Source organism: Streptomyces sp. YGL11-2 (genome assembly GCF_050054615.1).
In the GTDB taxonomy this organism is placed as follows: domain Bacteria; phylum Actinomycetota; class Actinomycetes; order Streptomycetales; family Streptomycetaceae; genus Streptomyces.
In genome coordinates, this window is sequence record NZ_JBNHIN010000004.1 from 144,049 (window position 1) to 170,804 (window position 26,756).

Consider the following 26,756-nt stretch of genomic DNA (forward strand, 5'->3'; position numbering starts at 1 on the left):
CCGGCCGCGCCCCGCCGTCTTCGCGGGTCCGCCCTACGGCCGCGGCCCGATCACCCGCCCCTCGCCGTCCCGGACCGTGATGGCCATCGCCGGACACACCTCCGCCGCGTTCAACGCGCGCTCGTCCGCTGCGATGTCCGTATGCACCGGCCGGGAATGCGCGCCGTCCAGCACGAACAGCTCCGGCGCGATCCCGGCGCAGGCGCCCGAGGCGATGCAGAGCCGCGGATCGATCTCCACCTGCCAGGCCACCGCGCTCACCACCCCACCGGCATGACGCGCGGCCCGCGCACCAGCATCTCGGTCTTCCACACCACGTCCCCGGCCAGATGGAGTTCCGGGAACCGGGTCACCAGGGCCAGGATCGCCTCCTGGAGCTCCAGCCGGGCCAGCGGCGCCCCCAGGCAGTGGTGGACCCCGTGGCCGAAGCCGAGGTGCTGGTTGCCGGCCCGCGCGATGTCCAGTGTCCCCGGTGTGTCGAACCGCAGCGCGTCCCGGTTGGCCGCGCCCACCGCGACCAGGACGGGCGAGCCGGCCCGGACCAGCGTGCCGCCGACATCGATGTCTTCCTTGGCGTAACGCGGCTGGCTCGCCCCGCTGCCGAGCGGTACGAAGCGCAGTAACTCCTCCACCGCGGTCCCGATCAGCTCCGGGCGCTCCCGCAGCCGCCCGAGCTGCCCGGGGTGGTCCAGCAGCGCCAGGACGAAGTTGGGAATCTGCGTGGCGGTGGTCTCGTGCCCGGCGACCAGGATCCCCACGCACAGATCGACCAGTTCGAGTTCCGACAGCCGGTCGTCGACATCCCGGGCATCGATCAGCGCCGTCATCAGGTCGTCCTGCGGCGCCCGCCGGTGCTCCTCGATCAACCCCCGCATATACGCGCGGAGTTCCTCCTGGTTCGCATCGAACTCCTCGGCGGTCAGCGAGCTGGTCGACAGCGCCGCGTCGCTCCACCGACGGAACAGCGGCCGGTCCTCCGTCGGCACCCCCAGCAGCCGGCAGATCACCGCCACCGGGATCGGCAGCGCATAGCGGTCGACCAGGTCCGCCGGCGGCCCGGCGGCCTCCAGCTCGTCGAGCAGCTCCCGGGTCAGCTCCTTGACCTGCGGGCGGAGCTTCTCGACCTGACGGACCGTGAACGCCTTCGCCACCAAGGAGCGCAGCCGGGTGTGGTCGGGCGGATCCATGCCCAGGATGCCGCTGTCCCGGCGCCCCTCGGACGCCCGCGGTTCATCGTGCAACGCTCCCTCGGCCCGGCTGAACCGCTGGTCGCCGAGGACCAGGCGGGCCTCGGCGTACCGCGTGACGAGCCAGGCCGGCTCGCCGTATGCCATCCGGACCCTCAGCAGCCCGGGGCGGTTGCGGGCCCGCTCGTACTCCGCCGAAAGGTCGAGGTTCTCAGGGGTGTTGAAGGGATAGGTGAGTGGTGCCGTATCGGCTGTGGTCACGGTGACCTCCCTTGTGTAAGCACCTGCTTACATCACCGTAGGACGGTCTCCCGCGGCGGTCAACGATCATTTGTGGCCGTCATCGTGACGGGCTGTGGGATGTTGGGCACCGCGGTCCAGCGCGGATCATGGCGGGGTCAGGTCGGACGATGGCGGCCCGGGGCGGGCGGCGGAAAGGGGAGTGGCACGTGGCGATGGGGGAGACGATGGCGGAGTCCTCGCGCGGCGGCGCCGGAGGTGAGCACCGCAGGGACGCACGGGGCACCCGGCGGCTGCTGCTCGAAGCCGCTTCGGACCTGTTCGCGGAACGGGGCTACGAGCGCGCGACGGTACGCGACATCGCGGCCCGTGCGGGAGTCAACCAGGCCCTGCTGTTCCGCTACTTCGGCTCGAAAAAGGCCCTGTTCGGCGAGGTCATGGCGCGCGGTGGCCACGAGCAGCTCCGCACCACCCCCGCGGAGCGGCTGTTCGAGGTCGCGCTGCGCGGCATGCTCGGCGAGGGCCGCGGGCCCGGCGCCGACCGCTCGCTGGAGGTCTGCCTGCGCTCGATCGGCGGCAGCGACGAGATTTCCGAGGCCCTCAAGGGCCTCGGTGACGAGTACGCCGATGTGCTGGCCACCCTCTCCAAGGCCGACAACGGCGATCTGCGCGGCGACCTGGCGGTGTCCTGGCTGCTGGGCATCGGTCTGATGCGGGTGGTGGTCGGCAAGGAGCCGCTGGCCGGCGCCGACCCGGACACGGTCTGCCGGCTGGTGGTGGGCGCGCTGGGCACCCTGCTGGAGGGGCTGCCGGCGGACGGCGCGGCGGACGGCGCGGGGGGCGGCGAGGGGGAGGGGGCGGCGGGAACGGGCGGCTGACGGCGCGCCAGACCCCCGCGCCGCAACGGCCGCGGGTTCTCCCGCCCCCTGTCCCAATCCATGCCGCGTTCCAGTGATCCTCCGGCGGGTCGCCGCACCTGTTGTCCATGTTCCGCCTTAATTGTCCCGTATGCAGAGAATGCTCTTTCTTCTGCACATACAGCCGAGAAAAGGTGGAAGAATGCTTCGTTCGATTCCTCGCGGGCTCGCGGTGGCCGGCCTGACCGCGGCTGCCTTGGCGGTGCCGATGACCGGCGCCGCGACCGCGGCCCCCCACGACCACGCGCACACCGCCATGTGCCACGCGCACAGCACGCACGCCCGCTGCCACCACACCCAGGGCCGCCACCACGGCCACGGCGGCAGCAGCGGCGAGAGCCGGCGCGATCACCTCCGCCGCGACGACGACTACGGCCGCCGTGGCGACCACCGCCGCTACGACGACGATGACCACGGCAGCCGTGGTGACGACGGGGGCCGCCGCAGTGACGACGAGGGCCGCCGTGGCGGTGACGACGAGGGCCGCGGCGGCGAAGACGAGGGCCGCGGCAACGACCGCGGCAGCGACCGCGGCCACCGCGAGGACCTCGCCCGCCCCGAAGCGGCCGAAGGCAACGGTCTCGGCCGGGACGGCCTCCTCGGCCTCGGTGTCCTCGGCGTCCTCTAGCCGTCCCGTCGCGTCGTCGCGTCTGTGGGCTCGGGTCGACGACCCGAGCCCACAGGCATGACCGGGCTCCCCGCCCCGTCGCTCATCGGCGCCTCCGCCGTCGTACGAGCCCCGCCCTCCGGCCCGGACGCCCCGCCGGGTGCGGCCGCGCCCGCCGCCCCCGCGCCCCGCTCCGTCCCCGTGACCGTCTTCAGGCTGCCCAGAATGGCCAGCCCCTGGCCGACGATCCCCGAGACGATGTCGTTCACCCCGTCCGTCCCGTTCAGCACCGTCAGCCGGGACCCGGAGATCCCCTTCGCCGCCGCCTCGGCCAGCGCCGGCAGATTCTCGACCGTGCGGTTCGCGGCGATCAGCTCCTGGTTGCCGTCCCGCAGCGAAGCCGCCAGCGCACTGTTCGCGTCCGCGCGCGCCCGGGCGACCTCCCGTTCCGTGTACGCACGGGCATCCGCCTCGAACCGCACCCGGTCCCGCTGCGCCTCGGCCAGCGTGCGCAGCCGGTACGCCTCCGCGTCCGCCGGCCGCCGTATCTCGGCCTCCAGCCGCCGGGCGGCCAACGCCGCCTGCCGCTCCGCCAGTGCCGTCTGCTCCTCGATGACCTCGTGCGAGGCCCTGGCCTGCGCCAACGGACCGGCCTGCGCCGCCCGCGCGTTGTACTGCTCGGTCTCCGCCAGGAACCCGGCCCGCTTGATCGCGGTGTCCCGCTCGTACTGCGCCTTCAGCGCCGCTGCCTGCTGCTCCCGCTCGGTCGCCTCCTGATCCGCCTTGGCCTGTGCGATCCGCGCGGCGCTGGCCACCGCCGCGGCATGCGGCGCGGCGAGATTGGTGATGTAGCCGGAGGTGTCGCCGATCTCCTGGATCTGCAGCGCGTCGACGACGATCCCGAGCTTCTCCATCTCCGAGTGGCTGCCCTCCTTGACCTCCTGCGCGACCCGGTCGCGCTCGCGGATGATCTGCTCGACGGTCAGTCCGCCGACGATCGAGCGCAGATGGCCGGCGAAGATCCGCCCCACCAGTTCCTCCATGCTCCGCTGCTCGTCCAGGAACCGCCGGGCGGCATTGGCGATGGACGCCTGATCGTCACCGACCTTGAACACGGCAACCGCCCGTACCGCGAGCCGGATCCCCTGCTGGGTGACGCAGTCCTCGGAGATCTCCGACTCCCGCAACGACAGTGACAGCACGCTGGCCTTCTGCTTGACGGGCATCACCCAGCACCCATGGCCGGTGACGATACGGAATTGCGCGTCCCCGGCCCGGCGCTTCGAACCGGAGATCAACAGCGCCTCATTGGGCGCCGGTACATGCCAGAACAACATCGCAAGGCTCCTGGTCTCGTCGGACCGGCCTCGGTCGGGGCGGGTGCACGGGGCGGCGCGGAAGGGCGGATGCCGCGCGCAGGGCGGTCAGGCGGCGGGCAGCGGCACGACGATCACCGACCGCGCCGAGGTCCGGTCCGTCACGATCACCTGTGTGTGCCGGGCGATGGGCCGGCCGCCGGACCAGGCCGCGAACGCCTCGCTCCCGCCCCTTACGGGCAGCAGCACCTCGCCCGGTCCGTCGCTCGGGATCGAGACGGTCACCCGACCGATCACCCCGATCGGATTGAAGTCCACCTCATCCGTCGCGCTCACCCGAGGTCTCCGTTCTCGCCCGAAACCGCGACCATGACGCGAACCCGTCCCCGGCGCGGAAACCGGCCGTTTCCACCCTTCAACGGTACTCCGGCCGGGCCCCGCGCAGGCCCGGCCGGACGGCGTCCCGACGCTGCGCCGTGGCCCTCCCGGAGCGGGCGACGATCACGGACACCGGCGGTCCCCGGCCGTGCACCGCGGTGGCCTGCGTGATCACCGCCCGCCGTTCGCCGAGCGCGCGCGGCGGCACCGCACCGCGGCCGGCGGTCCCGCCGACGCACCGTCAATGGTGGACGACCGGCCGCAACGGGCCGCGCGGCGCCGAGAGTTCGATGGAGAGGGACGGACCGGGCATCGGCCGGCGGGGCGGCAGCACATCCGGCGCCCGGTGCGGACGCAGCGCCGCCAGCGCGGTCTCCGTCTCCTCCATCAGCGCGCGGTAGGAGACCAGCCGCTGCCACTCCGGATCGGCGACTCCGGGCACCGTGGCGGACCGCTCCGCCCAGATCTTCACCAGGCCCGCGTACACGGGCGTCTGTCTCAGGACTTCCGCGTTGATCCGCACTTCCGCGGTGATCCGCGGCGGTACGGGGACGGGACCCGGAGCCGGGAGCGTCGGGTGGTGCATCACGGGGCTGGGGACGAAGGCGGTCTGACCGTGACCGGCGACAGTGACGGACGAGGGAGCACTCATGGCCGTAGAAACGATTCACTCCATCAGATGGTCACTGCATACGCCCTGGAGCACCTTCGGATGCTTCCCCGCATAACATCCCAAAGCCCCGTCCCCTTTGCAGGGAATATCACCTCTTACAGTGATCTCTCGTCGATAACCGGACCAACATCGGCTATAAAACGTTGTCGCTGACATGGAACCGAGGGAGTTGTGGGAGCGCCACGCGGTACTCGCCCAGGCGTTTTGCAGCAGCGATGACGAGGTCCGCCGGACGCAAGGACTCCTCGACGAGGCCGAGGCGCGCCGCTCGCGGACCCTGGCCGCCTTCGCGGTGACCGTGGGCAGCGACGAGGTGGTGGCCGACCTGCTCGGACTCGACGCCCGCGAAGTACGCCTGGCCCGCCGCACGGTCGGCAAGGACGACGCCCGCGCCGTGGCCAAGAGCCTGCTGGAGGAGTCCGCCCGCGAACGCCGCCCCGCCCCACCGGCCGAAGCTCCACAACCGGAGCCGGTGCTGTCCGCCGCGACGAGCGCCGCCGCATCCGCCCCCAGCTCCGCAGCCGCCACCGCCAGAAGAGTCATGGCGGGTGCCGCAAGCGGCAGCCGCACGGGAACGTTCGCCGCAGGCCCGCCCTCCGCCCCGCCCACCCCCGCCGACTCCGCCTCCTACGTCCCGCCCCGCCCAGCCCAGCAGCCGTACGCCGCCCCCACGCACCCCCCCGCCGCGGAACCGTCCTGGTCGCCCGCCCTGGACGCGGTCCTCGTGAACAGCCGGTACAACGGCGTGGACCTCGGCGCGCTCGCCGCCGAACTCGGCCTGGACGTCTCCATCCTGGCCGCCCGCGCCCATCAACTCGCCTCCGAGCCACGCCTGCACCACCGTCCGCCGTCGGACCGCATCGGCCGCCACCGCCGGATGACCGACGTCCCGCCCGTCCAGCAGCCCGACACCACCTCGCTGCCCCGCCAGGAACACCCGCCACTCCCGCCCTACGAGCCGCAGACCCCCTGGATGCCGCAGCAGCACACCGCCCCCTGGACACCGCACGATCCGCATGCCGCGTGGACACCCCAGCCGGCGCCGGTGCCCTCGCCCCCCACCTGGGATCCCAGCGCCGTCACGGTCACCCAGCACGACTGGGACGGCATCCTCAGCCAGTGGGAGGCCGCCAGCACGCCGTATCCCTCGACCCCCGGCCAGCCCGGCCCCTGACGGCGGCGGGGGCGCCGTGCCCCGCCGCACCGCCTTCGAACCGCGGCCGCCCATCGCCTACAGTGGTCCCGAGCCGTGACTGGCGCTTGGGTGGAGTACCACCGGGGAGCGGCTCGGCCTCCGTGGTCCCTGCCGTGCGCCTGGGCGATTTCCCGCGACGCTCAGGAGCAGCCCATGCCGCAGACCACCGCATCCACCGCTCGCCTGATGGACGGCAGCGCACTCGCCCGCCGGATGGTCGAGCAGGCCGCCGAGCGCGCCGCGGCCCTCACCCGGCAGACCGGCCAGGCCCCGTGTCTGGCCACCGTGCTGGTCGGTGAGGATCCGGCCTCCGTGACCTATGTGCGGATGAAGCGCGCCCGCTGCGAGAAGGCCGGCATCCGCTCCCGGCACATCGCGCTGCCGGCCGTCACCACGACGGCCCAGCTGGTCGACACGATCGGCGAGTTGTCCGACGACCCCGGCGTCCACGGGATCCTGCTCCAGCACCCGGCCGGCCCGCACATCGACGAGCGCGCCGCCTTCGAGGCGATCGCCCCCGCCAAGGACGTCGACGGCGTGACCTTCCACTCCTTCGCCGGGATGAGCTTCGGCCTGGAGGGCTTCGCGTCCTGCACACCCGGCGGCATCCTGCGGCTCCTGGACCACTACGACGTCGACCTGACCGGCAAGCACGCCGTCGTGGTCGGCCGCAGCGCGATCCTCGGCAAGCCTGTGGGAATGCTGCTGCTCGGCCGCGACGCCACCGTCACCTACTGCCACTCCCGCACCACCGACCTCGCCGCCGTCACGCGGGAGGCCGATGTGCTGATCGCTGCGGTGGGCCGCCCCCGCTTTCTCCACGGGGACCACATCAAGCCCGGCGCGGTCGTCATCGACGCCGGCTACAACCCCGGCAACGTCGGCGACGTCGACTTCGATTCGGCGGTCACCCGCGCGAGCCTGCTCACGCCGGTCCCCGGCGGCGTCGGCCCGATGACCATCGCCACCCTCCTCACCCAGACCGTCGACGCGGCGGCCCGGCAACTGGGGGCGTCGGCCTCTGACAGGTCCTGACAAGGAGCGGGCGACGGGGCTCGCGGGGGCGGCGACGCCCCGGCGCCGTGGGTTCCGGGCCCGCGGCGGGGATACCGGCCGCTCGGGGCGCAACCGGCCTTGCGTCAGGACACCTTGACCGTCACCCGCCAGGTGACGACCACGTGCGGGCAGACGTGCCCGTGACCGGCGCGGCAGGTGCGCCGCGCGCCGAGCCCGGCCGTGCCGCGGTGGCCGGCGCGGAAACGGCCGCCGGCGTCGCCGGTCGGTGTCGTGCCCCCGTCGGTCTGTCGCAGGACCGCGGAGTTGCCGGACCTCGGGGCGCTCCAGGAGAACGTGACGCCATGGGCGCGGCGGCCGTTGAGCCGGACGGTGACCGTCTCCCCGGGGCGCACGGTGACGGTGCGGCCGTTGTCGGCGCCGGTCAGCACTCTGCCCCTGCCGATGGGGACGGGGGCCTGGTGCGGTGGCCGTGCGGTGGTGGAGCCGGTGGCCGCGGGAGCCGCGGCGGCTCCCGCGGCCAGCGCCGGTCCCGCGCCGAGCGCCAGTCCCGCGACGCAGGAGGCGGCCAGATATCGCACGGTCTTCATAGCTCTCCCAATGTCCCTGCACTGCCTGTGACTTGAGCGGAGTCATGCTGCCATCACGGGACGAACCTTCGCTATCAGTGAAAAGAGTGAAACGGGAGGGAATCGGGCGGGAATCGGGAGGCGTCGGCCGGATCCGACAACGGGGCACCGAAGCCATGACCCGGACGACGAGGGCATGTTGTGGCAACTGCGGCCCGCGGCATCTCCCTGCGCGGGCTGAGTGCGCAGGTCATGGGCGAGGTGGATACGATGCGCTGCCGCTGCCGGCCCATGTCGAAGTCTCCCGGGGGTTTGTTTTCACGTGTTCGGAATCGTCAGGCCCTGTGCCCACCGCCTGTCCCAAGGGCTCAAGGCGGAGTGGATGGCCCATCTGTGCGGTCTCTGCCTCGCGCTGCGTGGTGATCACGGGCAGTTCGCCCGCATCGTCACGAACTACGACGGACTGATCGTCTCCGTGCTGACGGACGCTCAGTCCGGCCCGGCGGACCTCCGGCGCCGTACCGCCGGGCCCTGCCCGCTGCGCGGCATGCGGACCGCGTCGGTGGCGAAGGGGGAGGGTGCGCGGCTGGCGGCGTCGGTCTCCCTCGTCCTCGCCTCGGCGAAGATACGCGACCACGTCGCCGACGGGAACGGAGTGCTGCGCCGTCGCCCGATGGCGGCCGCGGCGCGCCGGGTCGCCGCCGGATGGGACCGGGCCGGGGCGCGCACCGGCGCCACGCTCGGTTTCGACACCGCCGTACTCGTGGACGCGGTCGACCGGCAGGTGGGCATCGAGGAACTGGCCGGGCCGGGCACGCCGCTCACGGTCGTCACCGAGCCCACCGAGACGGCGACCGCCGCGGCCTTCGCGCACACCGCGGTGCTGGCCGGCCGGCCGGGCAACGCCGCGCCGCTGGCCGAGGCGGGGCGGCTCTTCGGGCGGCTGGCGCACCTCCTCGACGCCGTGGAAGACCGAACGTCCGACGCCGCCGAGGGCGCCTGGAACCCGATCACCGCCACCGGCGCCGACCTCGCGGAGGCCCGCCGGCTGTGCGACGACGCGCTGCACGGCATCCGACTGGCCCTGCGCGACGTGGAGTTCACCGACTCCAAGCTGGTGCATGTCCTGCTGGTGCACGAGCTGCGCCGGTCGGTGGACCGCGCCTTCGGCACGGCCGGCTGCTCCCACCAGGGGTACGGGGCGCCGGGCCCGTACGACGGCCAGGGCGGCAACCCGAACCCGTACGGCAACCCCGGGAATCCCTACGAGAACCCGTACGGCAACGGGAACGGATACGGCCAGCCGCCCCAGTACGGCCAGCCGCCGGCCGGTGGCCCGTACGACGGCCAGCAGAACCCGTACAACGGAGGAGGCCCCGTGCCGCCCGGTGGCCAGGGCGGCGGCTACGGCGGCGGACCGGGTGGCGGGGGCGGCGGGATGCCGCACATTCCGCAGGAGCCGAAGAAGCCCCGCGGCTTCTGGGAGGGCTGTGCGCTCGCCATCGGACTCTGCTGCACCTGCAAGGTGTGCTGCTCCTCGGAGTTCGAGGGGCCGTGGTCGCGGAAGACGCGCGAGGGGTGCTGCCACGCCTGTGACTGCTGTGACACCTGTTGCAGCACCAGTAACTGCAACAGTTGCAGCTGCTGCTGTGAATGCGCCAACGGCGGATGTGATTGCTGCGACTGCTGCAGCTGCTGCGACTGCTGACCGGCAGCCGGTCGGCCCCACGGCGCTCCGGCGCTACCGCACGTCCCAGGTGACGGGGAGCCGCTGGACGCCGTGAAGGGTGATGTCGGTGCGCAGCGGGACCTCCTCGGGCGGGACGGCGAGCCGGAGTGTCGGGAACCGGGTGAAGAGGGCCGGGAAGGCGACGCGCATCTCCACGCGGGCCAGTTGCTGCCCCAGGCACTGGTGGATGCCGTGGCCGAAGCCAAGATGGCCGGTGGCCTTGCGGTGCAGGTCGAGGGTGTCGGGGTCGGGGAAGCGGTGCGGGTCGCGGTTGGCCGCCTGGATCGAGAGGGTGACCGACTCGCCGGCCCTGATCAACTGGCCGTCCACCTCGACGTCTTCGAGCGCTGCCCGTAGGCCGGTGTGGGTGATGGTGAGGTAGCGCATCAGCTCCTCGACCGCCTGGTCGGCCAGGCCCGGATCGGCGCGCAGGGCTTCGGCCTGCTCCGGGTTGGTCAGCAGCGCGAAGGTGCCGAGCCCGATCATGTTCGAGGTGGTGTCGAGACCGGCGCCGAGGAGGAAGCTGCCGACACCGGACAGCTCGTCGTCGGTGAGGTCGGTGGTGGTCAGATCGCTGAGCAGGTCGTCGGTGGGCTCGGCGCGCTTCGCCACGACCAGCCCGCGGACGAACTCCTGAAGTGCGGCCAGCGCGGCGTACTGGTCGTCCACGGACCCGTCCGTGGTGGTCGCCGCCCTCGCGTGGTGCTGGAAGGAATCGCGGTCGGCGTAGGGCACGCCGAGCAGTTCGCAGATCATCAGCGCCGGGACGGGGTGCGCATACGCCTCCACGAGGTCCACCGAGTCCGCCGTCGCGCGGCGGCGCTCCATGGCGTCCAGATGCTCGGCGGTGATCTCCTCGACGCGGGTGGTGAGTTCGCGCATCCGCCGGACCGTGAACTTGCCCATGAGCAGCCGCCGGTAGCGGGTGTGCTCGGGCGCGTCGATCCCGGTGAGGTCGCCGACCGGCGCCGGGGGCAGGGTGACGCCTTCCGCTCCCGGGAAGGGGAGGTGCATGAGCTCGTAGCGCGAGCTGAAGCGGGTGTCGGCGGCTATCGCTCGGGCGACGGAGTGGCCGGTGGCCAGCCAGCCAAGGTGCCCGTCCGGGTAGCGCATGCGGCGGAGCGGCTGCTCCTCGCGCAGGCGAGCCAGCTCGGCGGGCGGATCGAAGGGGCATCCGGTGGGGCGGGTCACCGGCATCTCGGCGAGCGGGGCCGGGTCGGGATGCGGTGCCGGGGCGGTCGCCGGAGCTGCCTGGGGGTTCGTCTCGGGCGAGGGTTCGTGGTCCATGGTGTCCTCCGGTGCGTCGTGCAGGTGTGCAGGGATGCCGGCGTGCGGAGTGCAGGCGGGCGCGGGGCGGCGACGTACGGCGAGCCGGGTGGTGCCGTGGCGGTGCCAAGTGGCCGCCTTGTGGGCGTCGTTCAGTGCTCTGCCGTGCGGCGGAAGGTCGTCAGTGCCCAGACGTGGCCGACCCGGGCGAGGCTGGCCGGGGTCCGGATGGCGCAGTTCGTGCCGGAGGTCGGCGACATATATGGCGTGAGGTCCATGACGCCATGATGGCACATGTGTGGCGCCATTGTTAGTGCCGTGGTGGTGTTACGTGGTCCCGCGTGTGGCGCTGACGGTCCGTCATGACCGGTGGAGCGCCGGTGACCTGCGGATTCTTCAGCTGTCCCGCTCCTTCAAGTGCCCCTGCTGCCCTACTTCCTTCGGCGCCCCGCTTCCTTAAGCGCCCCGCGCCGGCCTCCGGTTGATGGGGTGCGACCGGGCCCACGGTGCCGGTGGCATTCCGCCCAGGCAGGCGCCCGTCGGCTCGCCCGACGGGCCACCGCCCGTCGGGCAGCGCTCAGCCCTCGGGGTAGAAGACGAACAGCGTGCAGCCGGTCGTCGTCTGCGGGATGTGCCAGGAACCCGCCGGTGCGTGGAGGAACGACCCGGCCGGGTAGCCCCGTTCGCCGTCGTGGAAGACTCCCGAGATCACGTAGACCTCCTCGGGCCCGGGTTCGTGGACGTCGATGCCCTCCCAGCAGGTGTGCGGGTCCATCTCCAGCACCTGGGCCTTCGCGCCGTCGTCCCCGGTCCACAGCGGACGGACGCGGATGCCGGGGAAGATCTCCCGTACCTGGGCGTCCTGTACGGCGGACCACACGTAGCCGGGCACCTGCTCCCGTGTCCGCTCCGCCGTCCGTCCGGACGCCCCTTCCGCGGCCGGCCGCTGTGCGGGGTGCGGTGTCTTCTGCTGCTGCGTCTGCTGGTTCGTCTGCTGGTTCGTCATGAGGACCAGCCTGGCGGGCCGTCGTCGACCCGCCGAGTGTCAGAAATGACATCCTGAGGTACTTTCCTGCCATGCATCATGTGGTCGCGCTCGTCCACCCACCGCAGTCGACCTTCGAACTCGGCTGCGCGGCCGAGGTGTTCGGGATCGCCCGGCGGGGAATCCCGGCCCGGTACGCCTTCGGGGTGTGTACGGAACACCCCGGCCCGGTGCCGACCCTCGCCGGGTACGACATGCTCGTGACCGACGGGCTGGACGCCCTCGACCGGGCGGACACCGTCGTCATCCCCGGGTGGCTGCCCACGGAGCAGCCGCCCTCGCCCCCGGTCGTCGCGGCCCTGCGCCGCGCACACGGGCGCGGAGCGCGGGTGGTCAGCATCTGCTCCGGCGCCTTCGCGCTGGGCCACGCCGGGCTGTTGGACGGGCGACGGGCGACCACGCACTGGGCGCGGGCGGGCCAACTCGCCGACCGGTTCCCGGCCGTGCGGGTGGACCCGGACGTGCTGTACGTGGACGACGGTGACGTGGCCACCAGCGCGGGCTCCGGTGCGGGCATCGACCTCTGCCTGCATCTCGTCCGCGCGGACCACGGCGCCGGGTACGCCGCGCAGGTGGCCCGCAGCATGGTCATGCCGCCGCACCGGGAGGGCGGGCAGCTCCAGTACTCGGCGCCGCCGCACCCCGCCCAGATCGACGGTACGCTCGCGCCCCTGCTGGAGTGGATGACCGGACGGCTCGACGAGCCGCTCACCGTCGAGGAACTGGCCGCGCACGCAGGGGTGTCGGCCCGTACCCTCGCCCGCCGGTTCGCCGATCAGCTCGGCGCCAGTCCGGGGCAGTGGCTGCTCGCGCAGCGCATCGCCACCGCCCGCGAACTGCTGGAATCCACCGACCTCCCCCTGGAGGCCGTCGCGCGTCGCGTCGGCCTCTCCTCGGCCGTCAATCTCCGCAGGCGCTTTCTGCGCGCCCTGGGGACGACGCCGGGCGCCTACCGGCGCGCGTTCCGCGCCGAGCCGTAACGGCGGCAGAGGGGCAAGGGGCAGGGGGAGGTCGGTCTTCTATGGACGAGGCGGGCCGTCAACCGGGCAGGTTCGCCAGCCACTTGGTCAGCAGCTGGTCGACCTCGTCGCGGCGCTCCTGCTGGATCCAGTGACCGCAGCCTTCGAGGAGGTGCGAGGCGACCAGACCCGGCATGGTGGTGGGGAACGCCGTGATCGCGTCGGCCAGCCAGCCGAGGGTGGCGTCCTGGCTGCCGCCGATGAACAGGGACGGCTGGGTGAGCGGGGCGCCGGCGAGGTCGGCGAGGTCCTCCCAGTCCCGGTCCATGTTCCGGTAGCGGTTGAGGGCCCCGCTCATGCCCGTACGCTCGAACTCCCCCGCGTAGAAGTCGAGATCGTCGTCGCTGAGCCAGGCGGGCCGCCGGTCGGCGGGGAAGCGGTCCCGGAGCTTTCCGCCCGGGCTCACGAGGAACGGGGGCGGGGCGTCGGGCGCCGGCATGGTGTCGGCGGACAGGGCGGCGTAGATGCCGGCCAGCCAGCCGCGGACGTCCGGTTCGATTTCGGCCTCGGCCCGGCCCGGGTCCTGGAAGTAGCTCACATAGAACTCGTCGTCCCCACCGATCCGGGCGAAGACCTCGCTGGGCCGGTGGCCGCCGCGGGGCGTGTAGGGCACGCTGAGCAGCCCGACCGCGCGGAAGACGTCCGGCCGCAGCAGCGCGGAGTGGGCGGCGATCGGCGAGCCCCAGTCGTGCCCGACGACCACCGCGGTCCGCTCGCCGAGGGCGTGCACCACGGCGACGTTGTCCTCGACGAGGTTGCGCATACGGTAGGCGTCCACGTTCGCGGGCCTGGACGAACGCCCGTAGCCGCGCACGTCGATGGCGACCGCGCGGTACCCGGCGGCGGCCAGCGCCGCCATCTGGTGGCGCCACGAGTACCACGACTCCGGGAACCCGTGCACCAGCAGGACGAGCGGTCCGCTGCCCTGCTCCACGAGATGGATCCGGCCCGCGGGGGAGGGGACCAGACGATGGGTGCGGCCGGCGGCCTGGGTGGCGGACTGGGACATGCATCCTCCTGGGTCGGGACGAGCGTGCACCGGCGGCGGGGCGGGCGGCGGTCGGGCCGTGCCCCGGCGTCGGTATCCGTGCGGTGGTGGGCGGTTGGGGTCGGTCGCGGGCGGTTCGGGGCGGCGGGACGCGCTGCGGCGCAGGACGGCCGGGGCACCCTTCCGTCCTGCGCCGGACCGGCGCCCGTTCCTCAGCCGCCGGTCAGCACCATCCGGAACCGCGCCGCCCCCGCCAGCATCTTCCCGTATGCCTCGTTCGCGTGCTCCAGCGGCATGGTCTCCGTCATCGGGCGGATGCCGTGCAGCACACTGAACTCCATGGTTTCCTGGACGTCTTGTGCGGTACCGGACGGGTGGCCGCGGACGACGCGGGCGCGCATGAGGAGCTGGGTGGGGTTGATCCCCAGGGGTTCGGTGTCCGCGCCGATGACCACCAACTCGCCGCGGTGGGCCAGCCCGTCCACGGTCGCCGTGATGGCACTGGAGTTGGCGGCCGTCGCCAGTACGACCTTGGCGCCGCCGAGGGACTGCAGCGCGTCCGCGACGCCGGTGCTCGCCGTGCTGTCGATGTAGTGGTGTGCGCCCAACTGCTTGGCCAGGTCCCCCTTGTCGGCGCCGCGGGCGATCGCCACGACCTCGAAGCCCATCGCGACCGCGTAGCGCACGCCCAGGTGGCCCAGGCCGCCGATGCCGAGCACGGCGACCAGGTCGCCCGGCCGCCCCGAACTGCGCCGCAGCCCGTTGTACGTGGTGACCCCGGCGCACGCCATCGGCCCGGCGTCGGGTGCCGCCAGCCCGTCGGGGATCCGGGCCAGCGCGTCGGCCGGCGCGACCATCATCTCCGCGAAACCGCCGTCGTACGCCCACCCCGGCACCTTCAGCTGCGGGCACACGATGAAGTCGCCCTGCCGGCAGGGCGTGCAGTGCCCGCAGCTGCCGCCGAACCATCCGACCGCGACCCGGTCGCCCACCCGCCAGCCGCTGTACGTCCCCTCACCGACCGCGTCGATACGCCCGGCGATCTCGTGCCCGGGGACCACCGGGAACCGGATGCCCGGCATCATGGCTCCCACGAACATGGCGTCGCTGTGGCAGACCCCGCAGGCGTCCACGGCGATCCGTACGTGGCCGGGGCCCGGCTCCGGCACCTCCCGCTCGACGATCTCGAACGGCGCGCCCACGGCGCCGGCCTGCGCGACTCGGTAGCTGCTCATCTGGATCTCTCCCCGGATCTGGATCTCCCGCTACGGACTTCCCCCACCAGAAGAGCAGCTGCGGCCGGATCCCGCGCGCCGAACGGGGGTGCGGCCGCGCTCGCCCGGCGCCCGGTCGCCCGCGGTGCGACGGCACGACCGGGACGACCGGGATGAGGGGGACGCGGCGCGGGAACGAGCGCACGCTCGGCGATCCGGCGATGCCCCTCCGTGGCGATCACCGCGTGATTCCGCTCCGTCACGTCGTGTGGTGCGGGGCGGAGGAATCGGGCGACGTGGCCTGATGGCGCCGCAGGTGCGCCCGTGGCCCGGCGGTGTCCGTTGCCCGCACAGTGAAAGCCGTTACCCTGGCCGCCGCGCGTGGACCGGCCGGGCCGGGCGGGAGGGTCGGCCTGGCCGGTCGCCGCTGCAAGGTTCGGCACGTACCGGGAAGAGGACACGCTCACCATGCCACTCAAGCGACCCCACCAGCACCGCGACGCCAGCCCCCATCTCACCGTGAACCCGGTCTTCAGCCGGCAGCCGATCAAGGTTCCCCGGTTCGAGCTGCCGGGGGAGGGGATGGACCCGGACACCGCGTATCAGATCGTCCATGACGAGTTGATGCTGGACGGGAACGCCCGGCTGAACCTGGCCACCTTCGTCAGCACCTGGGCCGAGCCGCAGGCGCAGCAGCTGATGGCCGAGTGCGCCGAGAAGAACATGATCGACAAGGACGAGTACCCGCAGACCGCCGAGATCGAGGCGCGCTGTGTCCATATGCTCGCCGACCTCTGGAACGCCCCCGACTCGCATGCGGCGGTGGGCTGTTCGACCACCGGATCCAGCGAAGCGGCGATGCTGGCCGGACTGGCGCTCAAGCGCCGCTGGCAGCACCGCCGGCGCGCCGAGGGCAAGTCCACCGAGCGCCCCAACATGGTGATGGGCATCAACGTCCAGATCTGCTGGGAGAAGTTCGCCGACTACTTCGAGGTCGAGCCGCGGTACGTCCCGATGGAGGGCAACCGCTTCATCCTCTCCGCGGAGGAGGCCGTCAAGCTCTGCGACGAGAACACCATCGGTGTCGTCGCGGTCCTCGGCTCGACCTTCGACGGCGCCTACGAGCCGGTGGCCGAGATCGCCGCGGCGCTCGACGACCTTCAGGAGCGCACCGGCATCGACGTGCCCGTCCACGTGGACGGCGCCTCCGGCGCGATGATCGCCCCGTTCCTCGACCCCGACCTGGCCTGGGACTTCCGGCTGCCGCGCGTCGCCTCCATCAACACCTCCGGCCACAAGTACGGGCTGGTCATGCCCGGCGTGGGCTGGGCCCTGTGGCGGGACGCCGCGGCGCTGCCCAAGGACCTGGTCTTCCACGTCAACTACCTGGGCGGCGACATGCCGACCTTCGCGCTGAACTTCTCCCGCCCCGGCGCCCAGGTGATCGCCCAGTACTACAACTTCCTGCGGCTGGGCTTCGACGGCTACCAGGTCGTCCAGCAGACCTGCCGGGACGTCGCCACCCGGCTCGCCGCGGAGATCGCCAAGCTCGGGCCGTTCACCCTGATCACCGACGGCAGCGAACTCCCCGTCTTCGCCTTCCGGGTCAGCGACGACATCACCAACTTCACCGTCTTCGACGTCTCCGCCGCACTGCGCGAGCGCGGCTGGCTGGTGCCGGCGTACACCTTCCCCGCCAACCGCACCGACCTGGCGGCGCTGCGCGTCGTGATCCGCAACGGCTTCGGCCACGACCTCGGCGACCTGTTCCTGGAGGACCTGCGCCGTGTCCTGCCGCGCCTCCAGGCCCAGCAGCAGCCGCACCGCGACGCGGACGACGCCGGTTCCTTCGCGCACGGCGCCGAGACCAAGACCGCCGGCCGCCCGGCCATCCCGGAGCAGGTGGCGCGCGGATAGCGGCTCGCCGCCCCGTACCACGGGTGCCCCGTCCCGCCCACGCGCGCGACGGGGCACCCACCGCATGGACGGGCCGCCCCCGATGAGCGTGCTCACCGCGGGTGCACCCGCACCGCACGGTGAGCGCACAGCGCCTGCCTGAGGTACCTGCCCGGTGCCGTCTCCCGTGCGGGCGCGCCGGCGGGCCGCGGCCGAAGAGCCCGGCAGGAATGGGCCGAACAGCCCTGGTCGGCCCGCGGCGTTCTGGTCAGGCTGGGAAGTGCCGTTCCCTCTGCCGGGAAGGAGCTGACCGTCATGGCAACGCTCGCGGAGGAGTGCCGGCCGGTGCGCATCGAGGCGGAGCTGGACGAGCCGCTGTCGCGCTGGCTCTGGTCGGTGAAATGGCTGCTGCTCGTGCCGCACCACATCGCGCTGACCGTGCTGGGCATCCTGTTCCTGGCCGCGAGCGCGCTCGCGTTCGTCTCCCTGCTCTTCACCGGGCGCTATCCGCGTGTGCTGTTCCGCTTCACCACGGGGGTGCTGCGGTGGGTGTGGCGGGTGTCCTACTACTCCTACGGGGCGCTGGCCACGGACCGCTATCCGCCCTTCAGTCTGGGCGCCGTCCCCGACTACCCGACCCGTCTGTACATCGACGGTCCGCCCCGGATGCCGCGCGGCTGGCGGCTGGTGGCGTCGTGGCTGCGCGCCCTTCCGGTGTACCTCCTGCTCGTGCTGTTCGCCCTGGTCGTCCGGCTGGTGTGGTGGCTCGGCGGGCTCTCGGCGCTGCTGATGGTGGCCGCCGTGGTGGCCCTGGTGTTCACCTCTCCCGCGGGCATGCTGGTGTGGACCGGCCACTATCCGCGGCGCCAGTTCCGCGGGCTGATGGTGTGCTACCGCTGGCTGGCGCACGTCCTCGCGTTCTTCTTCTTCCTCACCGACGTGCTTCCGCCGATGCGTCCGGAGAAGTCCGGCAGGCGGCTGCAGTTCCACCGGCACCGCCGCGCCTCGTCCGGCCCGCGCCACGGGGTGCGTACGCGTCCCGGCACGTGACGGCGCCGGGGCGGACGGGCAACTTCCGCCGCCGGATCGCCACTTGGCCCGAGGCGTGGCCCGCCGGTGGGCCACGGCCGCGTGATCCCGGCCCCACCCGCTCCCCTCTCCCGGCTCCGCACCTCACTTGAACGCGTTCAAAAACAGGTCTACAGTCGTCACCGTCAACGTTTTTGAACACGTTCAAGAAGGAGTCGGGACGTGGACCTCTCCGTCGTCGCCTACGCCATCTATCTGCTCGTCAGCATCGGCCTGACCATCTGGGTCGCCCGCACCCTCAGTCGCAACGGGCGGATCTTCCTGGCGGACGTACTGCACGGGAACGAGAAACTGGCGGAAGCCGTCAACCACCTGCTCGTGGTCGGGTTCTACCTCGTGAACCTCGGCTTCGTCGCGCTGTACCTCCAGGCCGACGGCACCATCGACACCTCCCGGCAGGTGTTCGAGGCGCTGTCGCGCAAACTCGGCGTGGTGCTGCTGGTGCTCGGGCTGATGCACCTCGGCAACGTCTTCGCGCTCAACAAGTTCCGCCGGCGCGGAATCATGGACCGTGAGCAGACTCCGCCGGTGGCGCCGCAGGCGTACACCCGGCCGGCGCCCGCCGGGCAGGTGCAGGGATGACGGCCACCTCCGTCTCCGCGGACCGGGGCGCCACCGGCGTCCCGGTCCGCCGGCTCACCGTGCTGTACGACGCGCGGTGTCCCCTCTGCGCCTTCCTCCGCGACTGGCTCGGCCGGCAGCGTCAGCTGGTGCCGCTGGAGCTGGTGCCGGCCGGTACGCAGGAGACCCGGCGGCGCCTGCCGGAGCTGGACCACACCGCCACACTGGAGGAGATCACCGTCGTCGGGGACGGCGGGCAGGTGTACCGCGGCCCAGCCGCCTGGGTCGTGTGCCTGTGGGCGCTGGACAAGTACCGGCCACTCGCCCACAAGCTCAGCACCCCCTCCGGACTCCGTTTCGCGCGTGGCGCGGTGCTCGCCGCGGCCAGGTACCGCGAGTCGCACCGGAGCCCCCGGCCCGCCGGCCGGGCGGCGCACGCCCCCGGCAACGGCTGGGCCGCCCCGGCGGATTCCGCCGCCCCGCAGGGCTGCCGCAGCGGCTGCGCGGTGCCCGATTAGGCTCTGACCGTGCCAGCAGAGAACCCGCCCCGACCGGCCAAGAGCGAGCAGACCCGCACCCTGATCCTGGAGACGGCCATGCGGCTGTTCCAGGAACGGGGCTACGACAAGACCACCATGCGGGCCATCGCCAAGGAGGCCGGGGTCTCGGTCGGCAACGCGTACTACTACTTCGCGGGCAAGGAGCACCTGATCCAGGGCTTCTACGACCGGATCGCCGCCGAGCACCAGGCGGCGGTCCGCGACGTACTGGACCGGGAGACGGAGCTGGAGGCGCGGCTCGCCGGGGTGCTGCGCGCATGGCTGGACATCGCCGCGCCGTACCACGAGTTCGCGGCCCAGTTCTTCAAGAACGCCGCGGACCCGGACAGTCCCCTCAGCCCCTTCTCAGCCGACTCCCGGCACGCCCGCGAAGCGGCCGTCGACGTGCACCGCGAAGTGCTGGCGGGCTCCAAGGCCAAGGTCCCGGCCGAACTCGCCGACGTGCTGCCCGAGTTGATGTGGCTGTCGCAGATGGGACTCGTCCTGTACTGGGTCTTCGACCGCTCGCCCGGCCGTGAGCGCAGCCGTCAACTGGCCGGCCGCGGCGCCCGGCTGACCGCCCGCGGGGTGTCACTGGCCCGCTTCCGGGTCCTGCGCCCGCTGGTCCACGAAGTGCACGAGCTGTTCGCCGACTTCCTGCCCGGTATGGCCCAGACGGCGGTCGGGCGCAAGAAGGCAGCGGATCCGGGGCCGACCGGCGCCGGATCCTGACAGCCCCGGTCCCCGGCGGGCATGTCGTGTGAGGCGCTCGCCGGCCGTGGGGCGCGCCGGTGTCAGCCCGTGGCGATGCGCGCGGCCACGCAGGGGTCCTCGTTGCGGTAGCCGAGGCGGGTATAGAGCCGCTCGGCGGGGGCGTTGTCGGCCAACTGCCACAGGGTGCAGAAGCCGTGGTGGCGGATCGCGTAGCGGGTCAGCCAGGAGGTCAGTGCCGCGCCGAGCCCCTGGCCGCGCTGTGCGGCGTCGGTCGCGACCGACGCCATCAGCGGGGCGCCGCTGTCGCGCAGACTGCTCAGCGCACCGCACGCCACCAGCCGCCCGTCCGTGCCGCGGATCCCGGCCCAGAGGCTGACCGCCGACGAGCCGGGGCCGGTCGAGTGGGCCGGGCTGTGTTCGGTGAGGAAGGCGAGCAGCTCGTCGTGGTGCGCCTCGCCGAGGACCACCACCCGCTCCTCGGCCCGGTGGACGGGGGGCTCCTGGACCGTCCAGCGGAAGACCCAGGCGACGGGGTCGGTCACCGGCAGGTGCCGACCGAGCAGCGTATCGGTCCCTCGGGGACCGGTGAACTCCGTGACACAACCCGGAAGTTGGTGCGCGGCGCGCAGCACGAGCCCGGCGGCGGCGGTGGCGTCGCCGACGCTCCACACATGGCCGCGCGGCTCGTCGAGCCAGGCGGCGGCACCGTCGCCGGACCAGCTGATCCGGTGGTCCGGACGCTGCCGCGCGGCGCCGAAGCGCAGCAGGGCCGAGCCGGCCCGGCGCTCCAGGCCCTGGTCGAAGAGGTCCGCGGTCCGGGGGACAAGAGTCGTTGCCTGCATCGCTCTCTGGGGAAGGACGTGAGGGGACGGGGACAATCCGGGCGTGCGCAGGGCGCGGCCGGGCCGTTGTACGGGGTATGAGGTATGGGGATCCCGACGGGTCCTGTGCGCGCGGACGCGCCCGGCCGGCCGGGTGGCCCACTGTGGCATACCGCCCCCGGCCCGGGGCAAATCTGTGGCGCGGGCTGGAGCGGACGCCCCGCGACCAGGGACGAATGGTGACGGGCGGGGCACGATCCGTGAGTAGAACGAGAAGGCGATCGGCGTGGGTCACCCGGGTGGGATCCACGCCGTCCGTACCGGCTCCGCGCCCCGCCTCCGGGTGACGAACCGGGCCCGGCCGGGCGGCGGCCGCACCGCCCGGTGGGTGCCGATCAGCGGTCCCTCCGCACCGTCGCCGGACAGCGGCAGGCCCTGCTTGCCCAGCTCGACGGTGCGCTGGATCACCGGCTCGAAGACCGCGCGCCCGGCCCCCGGGGTGCTGCGGGCGATGATCAGGCGCAGGCCCGGATCGCGGGCGAACGGCACAGGATCCCAGCGGCGGCGGCAGCCTCCTGCGGGAGGTGATGCGTGCCAACGGGGGTGCTGCACGGGCGAGTTCGGCGGTGTGCCGGCTGACCGCCGTCCCGCGAGGGGGTCAAGCGCGCTCCCGTCCTCAGCTGGAACGCATCCCCTCCAGGTCGGGGAAGAGCACCTCTTGCGCGTCGTCCACGGTGATCAGGCGGTTCAGGCCCTCGCCGCAGGCTTTGGCGTGCTCGGCGGAGCGGGGGAGCATGACGTCCTCGTAGGCGCGGACGGCGCTGTCGAGGGTCGGTTCGGTGACGAGGACCCGGGCGAGCTCGGCGCCGTCGAGCAGGGCGAGGTTGGCGCCGACGCCGAGCGGGGGCATCAGGTGGGCGGCGTCGCCGAGCAGGGTGACGCCGGGGACGTGGTCCCAGGTGTGCGGTACGGGCAGGGCGTACAGGGGGCGGTGGACGAAACCGCCGTCGTTGTCGCGGAGGAGGGCCAGCAGGCTCTCGTCCCAGCCGTCGTAGCGGCCGAGCAGATGGGCGCGTACCGCCGCACCGTCGGTGAGGTCGAGGGCGGTGTGCCAGTCCTCCGGCGCACGGAAGGCGCTGTAGACGCGGATGTGGCCGTTGCTGTTGCGCTGGGCGGTCAGGGTCTTGCGGCTGCCCTTCGCCGCCATGCTGCCGTGCCCGACGAGCCGGGCGATTTCGGGGTGGTGGGTGTCGCAGTCGTCGAAGGAGGACTCGACGAACGTGACGCCCGTGTAGCGGGGGCGGGCGGCGGAGAGCGCCGAGCGGACCCGTGACCAGGCACCGTCGGCGCCGATGACCAGGTCGAAGTCGTCGGTGGCGCCTCCGGTGAAGTGGACGCGGCAGGTGCCGTCGTCGAGCGGAGCGACCGAGTCGACGCCGGCGCCCCATCGGACGGTGCCCGGGGCGAGGGAGTCCAGGAGGAGGCCGCGGAGCTGGCCGCGGTCGATCTCCGGCCGGTCGGCCTCGCCCTCGGGCAGGAAGCGGCGCACCACGGTGGCGGTGTGGTCGAGCATGCGGATCTCCTGGCCCTCCGGCCGGGCCAGGGCGCTGAATGCGTCGAACAGGCCGGCGGCCTGCAGCGCTTGCTGGCCGGTGCCGGCGTGGATGTCGAGGGTGCCGCCCTGCGACCGGGCCTCGGATGAGGGCTCGCGCTCGTAGACGGTCACGGTGCGGCCGTGACGTTGCAAAACGCGGGCGCAGACGAGGCCGCCGAGACCGCCGCCGACGATCGCGATACGGGGGCTGCGGCGGTCGGCTTGGGTGTGCGTCAAGTGCTGTGCGGACATGGCGGATCGCTCCTTGGTGGAGGGTGCGGTCGGGAGGGCGGAAGGGACGGTGCGGCGGTGCCGGCGGACTGTCCTGCCTCACCAAGAAAAGCACAGCGGCTAAATAAGTGCAACGGCTCAACTTTCATATCCGGTCAACCATCGCGGTAGAGTGGACGGCATGACCGAAACGATGGGGCGTCGCGAACGCAAGAAGGCCCAGACGCGCAGGGCGCTGGCGGACGCCGCGCTACGGCTCTTCCTGGAGCGCGGTTACGACGCCGTCGGCGTCAGGGAGGTCGCGGAGGCGGCCGACGTGTCGGTGACCACGCTGTTCAAGCACTTCCCCAGCAAGGAGGCCCTGGTCTTCGACGAGGACCAGGACCACGAGGCCGCCCTCGTCGCGGCGGTACGCGACCGGGCTGCCGGCCAGTCCGTCCTCCACGCTCTGCGCGATCACCTGGTGCGCATGCGGGTCGCGTTCCGCGGCGACGAACCGGAATTCCGCGCCTTCCGGCAGATGGTGGAATCGACCCCCGCCCTCCAGGAGTACCAGCACCGCATGTGGCTCCGGTACGAGACCGCCCTGGCCGCCGCCATCGCCGAGGCGACCGGGGCGCCCGAGGGGGACCTCAAGTCCGCCGCGCTGGCTCGCTTCACTCTGGAGAGCCGGAATCTGCCGGGCACCCACGAGGACCCTGAGCGCGCCTTCCGCGAGATCTTCGACCTGCTGGAACACGGCTGGGGCCTGGCCCTGGGGCGGTAGGCCCCCGGGGTCAGCTCAACCAGCCGTCGTAGTCCGGCAGTTTGAAGCCCTTCTCGAAATGACCGCCCTGGAGATCCGTATCGCGGTTGCCGATGTCGGCGGTCAGCGTGAACCCCTTCTTCTCGTAACCGATCCGGCAGTTGCGCTTCACCTCCGCCTTTCCCGCCGAACTGCCGTCCGGCCTGAGACAGGGGCCGCGTCCTCCGGCCCTTACGGGATCCCCCCTACCTCGCGTACGGGGCAGCCCCGACCGGTCCCTGAGGCAGGCTCACTCCGGGTCTCGTCCGCGGGGGCGACGTAGGGGCGGCGATCGGGCCGGATGCTGGGAGCAGCCGTCCGGACAGGGCGGTGCCACCGCTTCGACCGCAGCCGCGGCCCGCATCGCCAAGGAGAAGACCAGCATGAACGCCCGGAGCCCGCGCCCTGCCGCGCTGTCCGAGGAAGACCTCCAGCATCCGCGCAGCCAGGCCGCGTTCCGCAGGACGAAGTGGCTCGCCGGCGGCTACCTCGGCATCAGTGTGCTCACCCTCGTCGCCATCGTCGCGCTGCGCAACGACGCCGCGGTCGTGAACGAAGCGGTGTGGGCGCGTGGCGCCGTCGTCGTCGCCAGCGCGCTGCTGACGTTCGCGTTCGCCGTCCGGACGGCCCGCGGCTCACGCGGGGCGTACCGCAGGCTGCGGATCGTCTCCGCCGTCATGATCGTGGCCATTGCGGCCATCATCGCGCTGCCGGGCACCTTCCCGATATGGCTGAAGGTCGAGCAGGGCGTCTGCGGGCTCGCGCTGCTCGGGGTCGCCGTGCTCGTCAACGGGAAGCAGCTGCGGTCGGTGTTCGCCGCCCGGCGGCTCGGCCGGACCGGGCTCTGAACGGGCCCCTCGCCGCACGCGCCGCCGGCTTCCGGGAACTCCTCCCCGGAAGCCGGCGGCGTACCGCGTGCGGTGAGCCGGTCCGCGGCCCGGCTCAGGCCGACATCACCCGCTGGACCTTTATCGATTGCAGCAGGCCGATGGCGACCCACCCCGCGAACATCGACGACCCGCCGTAGCTCACGAACGGCAGTGGCAGTCCGGTCACCGGCATGATGCCGAGGTTCATGCCGATGTTCTCGAACGCCTGGAACGCCAGCCAGCCGACGATCCCGGCCGCGACCACCGTCCCGTACAGGTCGGGGCAGCTGCGGGCGATACGGCAGGCGCGCCAGAGCACCACGCCGATGAGGGCGATGATCAGGCCCGCACCCAGGAAGCCCAGTTCCTCGCCGGCGACCGAGAAGACGAAGTCGGTCTGCTGCTCGGGGACGAACTGGCCGTTGGTCTGGGCCCCCTGGAAGAGGCCCGACCCGGTCAGCCCGCCGGCGCCGATCGCGATCCGCGCCTGGCTGGTGTTGTAGCCGACGCCGGAGGGGTCGAGCGCGGGATCGGCGAACGCCGCGAACCGGTTGATCTGGTACTGGTCCAGTAGATGGAACTGCCATACCGCCAGAGCGCCCACCACCCCGGTCCCCACCAGCCCCAGGACCCACCGCTTCGGCGCGCCCGCCGCGATCAGCATGCACAGCACGATCGCCACGATCCCGAGCACCTGCCCGAGGTCCGGGGTGAGCAGGATCAGCAGCGCGGGGAAGCCGCCCAGGGCCAGCGCCCGGATGATGCCGCGCTGGTCCGGGCCGGCCAGGTCGCCCGCGTCCACTCTGGCGGTGAGGACCACCGCCATCGCGATGATGACCGAGACCTTGACGAACTCCGCGGGCTGGATGGACAGCCCGCCGCCGATCACGATCCACCGCCGGGAGCCGTTGATCGTCGCGCCGACCGGTGTCAGTACCAGCGCGACCAGCACCACCGTGAGGACGTAGAGGATGGCCGCGGTGTCCCGCAGCCGCCGGTGGCCGTACCAGAGGGTGAGGGCCCCGAGGGCGAGGCCGATCCCGGTGTTGATGATGTGCCGCAGCACGAAGAAGTACGGGTCGCCCTGGTTCAGCTCCATACGGCCGCGGGTCGCGGAGTACACGAGCACCGCGCCGATGGCCGAGAGGGCGAAGGCCGATCCGAACAGCATCCAGTCCAGCCGCCGGATGATCGAGCCCCGCCCGAGGACTCTGCCCCAGGCCGACTTCGCACGAGTGGTCCCGCGCACGGGGTAGCTGACTGCGCTCACCTCGGCCTCCCGCCTGTACCGAGCCATGACACGCAGACAGTACCTTCAATGTTGCGCAACCTCTAAAGCTATCTGCGTGTCGGGATGCGTTGCGGTAGAACCGCGGCATATTTGGCCGACTCCTGTGATCCGCCCGGCGAAGGTTGGTTCGTGGACTGGGCCACCGGGGGTCGCCGGGCGATCGCCCGGGCCCCGATCCCGGCCCGTGCGGCGACGTTCCGGGCCTCCTCCTCGAAGGAGGCGATGGCCGCGTCGTCATCCTTCCGGGTGAGCGGCTTGTCGCGCCGGCTCTCCCGCTCGCCGCCCGAACCGGCCGCCGGCGCCCGGTGCGGCCCGTCCTTGTGGCCCCTGCCGCCCAGCGCCTGCCGCCGAGCGCGTGGTGGCGCCGGGCATCGGGGACGGCCGGATACGCGGCGCGTGCGGCGGCCCGGTTCCCGTTCGTACGGTCGGTGGGCAGCGTCAACGGAGGCCAGGAGGCGGCCGGTTGAGGGGGCGCGCTGCGCACTGCGGAAGGGCCTCACCGACCGGTGGCGTCGTGCCGGAACAGGGCCGTCCAGAGGAACGGTTCGCCGTAGCGGCCGGAGTCGGGGGATTCGTCGTGCATGCGGCGGAGTTCGAGCTCGGTGAGGCCGGCGAAGATGTGGCGCAGCGACTCGGGGGTGTAGGCCAGGCCGCCGTGGAGGCGGGACTGGCGGTAGAAGTCGGCGTCGGGGAGTTCGGATCCCATGCCCTGGTCACCGGCCGCGAAGCAGACGAGGGCGAGATGGCCGCCGGGGGCCAGGGCGCGGTCGAGGAGGTCCAGGTAGCTGATGCGGCGGTGCGGCGGCAGATGGTGGAAGCAGCCGGAATCGTAGATCAGGTCGTAGGGGCCGCCGAGTTCGGTGCCGACGAGGTCGAAGGCGTCGCCGCAGTGGAACCGGACCCCGGCCTGTGCCTCGCGGGCCCGGTCGGCGGCCCAGGCCACGGCCGTGGGGGAGAGGTCGACGGCGTCCACGGTGAAGCCCCGTGCGTCGAGGTGGAGGGCGTTGGGG

The 26,756-nt window shown here is 72.6% G+C and carries 30 protein-coding genes and 1 riboswitch; of the genes, 13 read left to right on the forward strand and 17 right to left on the reverse strand.

The window, feature by feature from the left end:
- Window positions 1–33: 33 nt before the first annotated feature.
- Window positions 34–312, reverse strand: a complete 279-nt coding sequence (locus tag ACO1BR_RS07010) for a ferredoxin (RefSeq protein WP_426794134.1) — start codon at window positions 310–312, stop codon at window positions 34–36.
- The gene (locus ACO1BR_RS07015) at window positions 258–1,448 is read right to left on the reverse strand and encodes a cytochrome P450 (protein ID WP_426794135.1); all 1,191 of its coding nucleotides are present in this window, start codon (window positions 1,446–1,448) and stop codon (window positions 258–260) included. Before ACO1BR_RS07015 ends, ACO1BR_RS07010 begins: the two co-directional genes overlap by 55 nt.
- Window positions 1,449–1,642: 194 nt before the next feature.
- Between ACO1BR_RS07015 and ACO1BR_RS07020 the strand changes: the two genes are divergently transcribed.
- Both ACO1BR_RS07020 and ACO1BR_RS07025 read left to right on the forward strand, forming a co-directional pair.
- Complete coding sequence (locus ACO1BR_RS07020; RefSeq protein ID WP_426794267.1) at window positions 1,643–2,305, forward strand: TetR/AcrR family transcriptional regulator; 663 nt, start codon at window positions 1,643–1,645, stop codon at window positions 2,303–2,305.
- 181 nt (window positions 2,306–2,486) lie between these two features.
- Entirely contained in the window at window positions 2,487–2,972 is a 486-nt protein-coding gene (locus ACO1BR_RS07025) for a hypothetical protein (RefSeq protein WP_426794136.1), read from the forward strand.
- On the opposite strand, the gene ACO1BR_RS07030 is transcribed toward ACO1BR_RS07025, so the two are convergent.
- The 3 genes from ACO1BR_RS07030 to ACO1BR_RS07040 form a co-directional block, all read right to left on the reverse strand.
- Window positions 2,969–4,288: an SPFH domain-containing protein gene (locus ACO1BR_RS07030; RefSeq protein WP_426794137.1), complete on the reverse strand. Its 1,320-nt coding sequence runs from the start codon at window positions 4,286–4,288 to the stop codon at window positions 2,969–2,971. The genes ACO1BR_RS07025 and ACO1BR_RS07030 overlap by 4 nt on opposite strands.
- Before the next feature lie 87 nt (window positions 4,289–4,375).
- Window positions 4,376–4,603, reverse strand: a complete 228-nt coding sequence (locus ACO1BR_RS07035; protein WP_236573022.1) for a hypothetical protein — start codon at window positions 4,601–4,603, stop codon at window positions 4,376–4,378.
- A 283-nt stretch (window positions 4,604–4,886) separates the two neighbouring features.
- Window positions 4,887–5,297, reverse strand: a complete 411-nt coding sequence (locus tag ACO1BR_RS07040; protein WP_426794138.1) for a hypothetical protein — start codon at window positions 5,295–5,297, stop codon at window positions 4,887–4,889.
- A 175-nt stretch (window positions 5,298–5,472) separates the two neighbouring features.
- Here ACO1BR_RS07040 and ACO1BR_RS07045 point away from each other — a divergent pair, with 175 nt between their 5' ends.
- Window positions 5,473–6,492 carry a hypothetical protein gene (locus ACO1BR_RS07045; protein ID WP_426794139.1) on the forward strand — a complete coding sequence of 340 codons (1,020 nt, stop codon included), beginning with the start codon at window positions 5,473–5,475 and terminating at the stop codon, window positions 6,490–6,492.
- A 65-nt stretch (window positions 6,493–6,557) separates the two neighbouring features.
- Window positions 6,558–6,645, forward strand: a riboswitch (ZMP/ZTP riboswitch).
- A gap of 21 nt (window positions 6,646–6,666) precedes the next feature.
- Entirely contained in the window at window positions 6,667–7,548 is an 882-nt protein-coding gene (locus ACO1BR_RS07050; RefSeq protein ID WP_426794140.1) for a bifunctional 5,10-methylenetetrahydrofolate dehydrogenase/5,10-methenyltetrahydrofolate cyclohydrolase, read from the forward strand.
- Window positions 7,549–7,652: 104 nt separating this feature from the next.
- Here ACO1BR_RS07050 and ACO1BR_RS07055 read toward each other — a convergent pair whose 3' ends face one another.
- Window positions 7,653–8,117, reverse strand: a complete 465-nt coding sequence (locus tag ACO1BR_RS07055) for a hypothetical protein (protein WP_426794141.1) — start codon at window positions 8,115–8,117, stop codon at window positions 7,653–7,655.
- 301 nt (window positions 8,118–8,418) lie between these two features.
- Between ACO1BR_RS07055 and ACO1BR_RS07060 the strand changes: the two genes are divergently transcribed.
- Window positions 8,419–9,804, forward strand: a complete 1,386-nt coding sequence (locus ACO1BR_RS07060; RefSeq protein ID WP_426794142.1) for a DUF5685 family protein — start codon at window positions 8,419–8,421, stop codon at window positions 9,802–9,804.
- A gap of 33 nt (window positions 9,805–9,837) precedes the next feature.
- Here the strand turns inward: ACO1BR_RS07060 and ACO1BR_RS07065 are convergent, their stop codons facing one another.
- The 3 genes from ACO1BR_RS07065 to ACO1BR_RS07075 form a co-directional block, all read right to left on the reverse strand.
- Window positions 9,838–11,112 carry a cytochrome P450 gene (locus ACO1BR_RS07065; protein WP_426794143.1) on the reverse strand — a complete coding sequence of 425 codons (1,275 nt, stop codon included), beginning with the start codon at window positions 11,110–11,112 and terminating at the stop codon, window positions 9,838–9,840.
- A gap of 131 nt (window positions 11,113–11,243) precedes the next feature.
- Entirely contained in the window at window positions 11,244–11,369 is a 126-nt protein-coding gene (locus ACO1BR_RS07070; RefSeq protein ID WP_426794144.1) for a hypothetical protein, read from the reverse strand.
- Between the two features lie 299 nt (window positions 11,370–11,668).
- The gene (locus ACO1BR_RS07075) at window positions 11,669–11,983 is read right to left on the reverse strand and encodes a cupin domain-containing protein (RefSeq protein ID WP_426794268.1); all 315 of its coding nucleotides are present in this window, start codon (window positions 11,981–11,983) and stop codon (window positions 11,669–11,671) included.
- Window positions 11,984–12,168: 185 nt separating this feature from the next.
- Here ACO1BR_RS07075 and ACO1BR_RS07080 point away from each other — a divergent pair, with 185 nt between their 5' ends.
- Window positions 12,169–13,116, forward strand: coding sequence for a GlxA family transcriptional regulator (locus tag ACO1BR_RS07080; RefSeq protein WP_426794145.1), 948 nt, complete (start codon window positions 12,169–12,171; stop codon window positions 13,114–13,116).
- A gap of 58 nt (window positions 13,117–13,174) precedes the next feature.
- Here ACO1BR_RS07080 and ACO1BR_RS07085 read toward each other — a convergent pair whose 3' ends face one another.
- Window positions 13,175–14,164: an alpha/beta fold hydrolase gene (locus ACO1BR_RS07085; RefSeq protein ID WP_426794146.1), complete on the reverse strand. Its 990-nt coding sequence runs from the start codon at window positions 14,162–14,164 to the stop codon at window positions 13,175–13,177.
- A 191-nt stretch (window positions 14,165–14,355) separates the two neighbouring features.
- Entirely contained in the window at window positions 14,356–15,378 is a 1,023-nt protein-coding gene (locus tag ACO1BR_RS07090) for an alcohol dehydrogenase (protein ID WP_426794147.1), read from the reverse strand.
- Between the two features lie 447 nt (window positions 15,379–15,825).
- On the opposite strand from ACO1BR_RS07090, the gene ACO1BR_RS07095 reads away from it, so the two are divergent.
- The 5 genes from ACO1BR_RS07095 to ACO1BR_RS07115 all read left to right on the forward strand — a co-directional run bounded on the left by ACO1BR_RS07095 (window position 15,826) and on the right by ACO1BR_RS07115 (window position 20,174).
- Window positions 15,826–17,274 carry a glutamate decarboxylase gene (locus tag ACO1BR_RS07095; protein ID WP_426794148.1) on the forward strand — a complete coding sequence of 483 codons (1,449 nt, stop codon included), beginning with the start codon at window positions 15,826–15,828 and terminating at the stop codon, window positions 17,272–17,274.
- Between the two features lie 294 nt (window positions 17,275–17,568).
- Window positions 17,569–18,303, forward strand: a complete 735-nt coding sequence (locus ACO1BR_RS07100; RefSeq protein WP_426794149.1) for a DUF4389 domain-containing protein — start codon at window positions 17,569–17,571, stop codon at window positions 18,301–18,303.
- 201 nt (window positions 18,304–18,504) lie between these two features.
- A complete protein-coding gene (locus tag ACO1BR_RS07105; RefSeq protein WP_426794150.1) occupies window positions 18,505–18,924 on the forward strand; it encodes a hypothetical protein in 420 nt (139 codons plus the stop codon).
- Window positions 18,921–19,421 carry a thiol-disulfide oxidoreductase DCC family protein gene (locus ACO1BR_RS07110; protein ID WP_426794151.1) on the forward strand — a complete coding sequence of 167 codons (501 nt, stop codon included), beginning with the start codon at window positions 18,921–18,923 and terminating at the stop codon, window positions 19,419–19,421. Before ACO1BR_RS07105 ends, ACO1BR_RS07110 begins: the two co-directional genes overlap by 4 nt.
- Before the next feature lie 9 nt (window positions 19,422–19,430).
- Window positions 19,431–20,174: a TetR family transcriptional regulator gene (locus tag ACO1BR_RS07115; protein ID WP_426794152.1), complete on the forward strand. Its 744-nt coding sequence runs from the start codon at window positions 19,431–19,433 to the stop codon at window positions 20,172–20,174.
- Between the two features lie 62 nt (window positions 20,175–20,236).
- Here ACO1BR_RS07115 and ACO1BR_RS07120 read toward each other — a convergent pair whose 3' ends face one another.
- The 3 genes from ACO1BR_RS07120 to ACO1BR_RS07130 form a co-directional block, all read right to left on the reverse strand.
- Window positions 20,237–20,998, reverse strand: a complete 762-nt coding sequence (locus ACO1BR_RS07120) for a GNAT family N-acetyltransferase (RefSeq protein ID WP_426794153.1) — start codon at window positions 20,996–20,998, stop codon at window positions 20,237–20,239.
- A gap of 270 nt (window positions 20,999–21,268) precedes the next feature.
- Entirely contained in the window at window positions 21,269–21,526 is a 258-nt protein-coding gene (locus ACO1BR_RS07125; RefSeq protein WP_426794154.1) for a hypothetical protein, read from the reverse strand.
- Window positions 21,527–21,653: 127 nt separating this feature from the next.
- Window positions 21,654–22,823 carry an FAD-dependent oxidoreductase gene (locus tag ACO1BR_RS07130; RefSeq protein ID WP_426794155.1) on the reverse strand — a complete coding sequence of 390 codons (1,170 nt, stop codon included), beginning with the start codon at window positions 22,821–22,823 and terminating at the stop codon, window positions 21,654–21,656.
- A gap of 160 nt (window positions 22,824–22,983) precedes the next feature.
- On the opposite strand from ACO1BR_RS07130, the gene ACO1BR_RS07135 reads away from it, so the two are divergent.
- The gene (locus ACO1BR_RS07135) at window positions 22,984–23,568 is read left to right on the forward strand and encodes a TetR/AcrR family transcriptional regulator (protein ID WP_426794156.1); all 585 of its coding nucleotides are present in this window, start codon (window positions 22,984–22,986) and stop codon (window positions 23,566–23,568) included.
- A gap of 10 nt (window positions 23,569–23,578) precedes the next feature.
- On the opposite strand, the gene ACO1BR_RS07140 is transcribed toward ACO1BR_RS07135, so the two are convergent.
- The gene (locus ACO1BR_RS07140) at window positions 23,579–23,719 is read right to left on the reverse strand and encodes a hypothetical protein (RefSeq protein ID WP_426794157.1); all 141 of its coding nucleotides are present in this window, start codon (window positions 23,717–23,719) and stop codon (window positions 23,579–23,581) included.
- 250 nt (window positions 23,720–23,969) lie between these two features.
- On the opposite strand from ACO1BR_RS07140, the gene ACO1BR_RS07145 reads away from it, so the two are divergent.
- Window positions 23,970–24,434, forward strand: a complete 465-nt coding sequence (locus tag ACO1BR_RS07145) for a hypothetical protein (RefSeq protein WP_426794158.1) — start codon at window positions 23,970–23,972, stop codon at window positions 24,432–24,434.
- Window positions 24,435–24,528: 94 nt separating this feature from the next.
- Here the strand turns inward: ACO1BR_RS07145 and rodA are convergent, their stop codons facing one another.
- Together rodA and ACO1BR_RS07155 are read right to left on the reverse strand one after the other, a co-directional pair.
- The gene (rodA, locus tag ACO1BR_RS07150; RefSeq protein WP_426794159.1) at window positions 24,529–25,725 is read right to left on the reverse strand and encodes a rod shape-determining protein RodA; all 1,197 of its coding nucleotides are present in this window, start codon (window positions 25,723–25,725) and stop codon (window positions 24,529–24,531) included.
- A gap of 517 nt (window positions 25,726–26,242) precedes the next feature.
- Window positions 26,243–26,756 (reverse strand): class I SAM-dependent methyltransferase (locus tag ACO1BR_RS07155; RefSeq protein ID WP_426794160.1); only part of this gene is annotated, 514 nt, incomplete at its 5' end.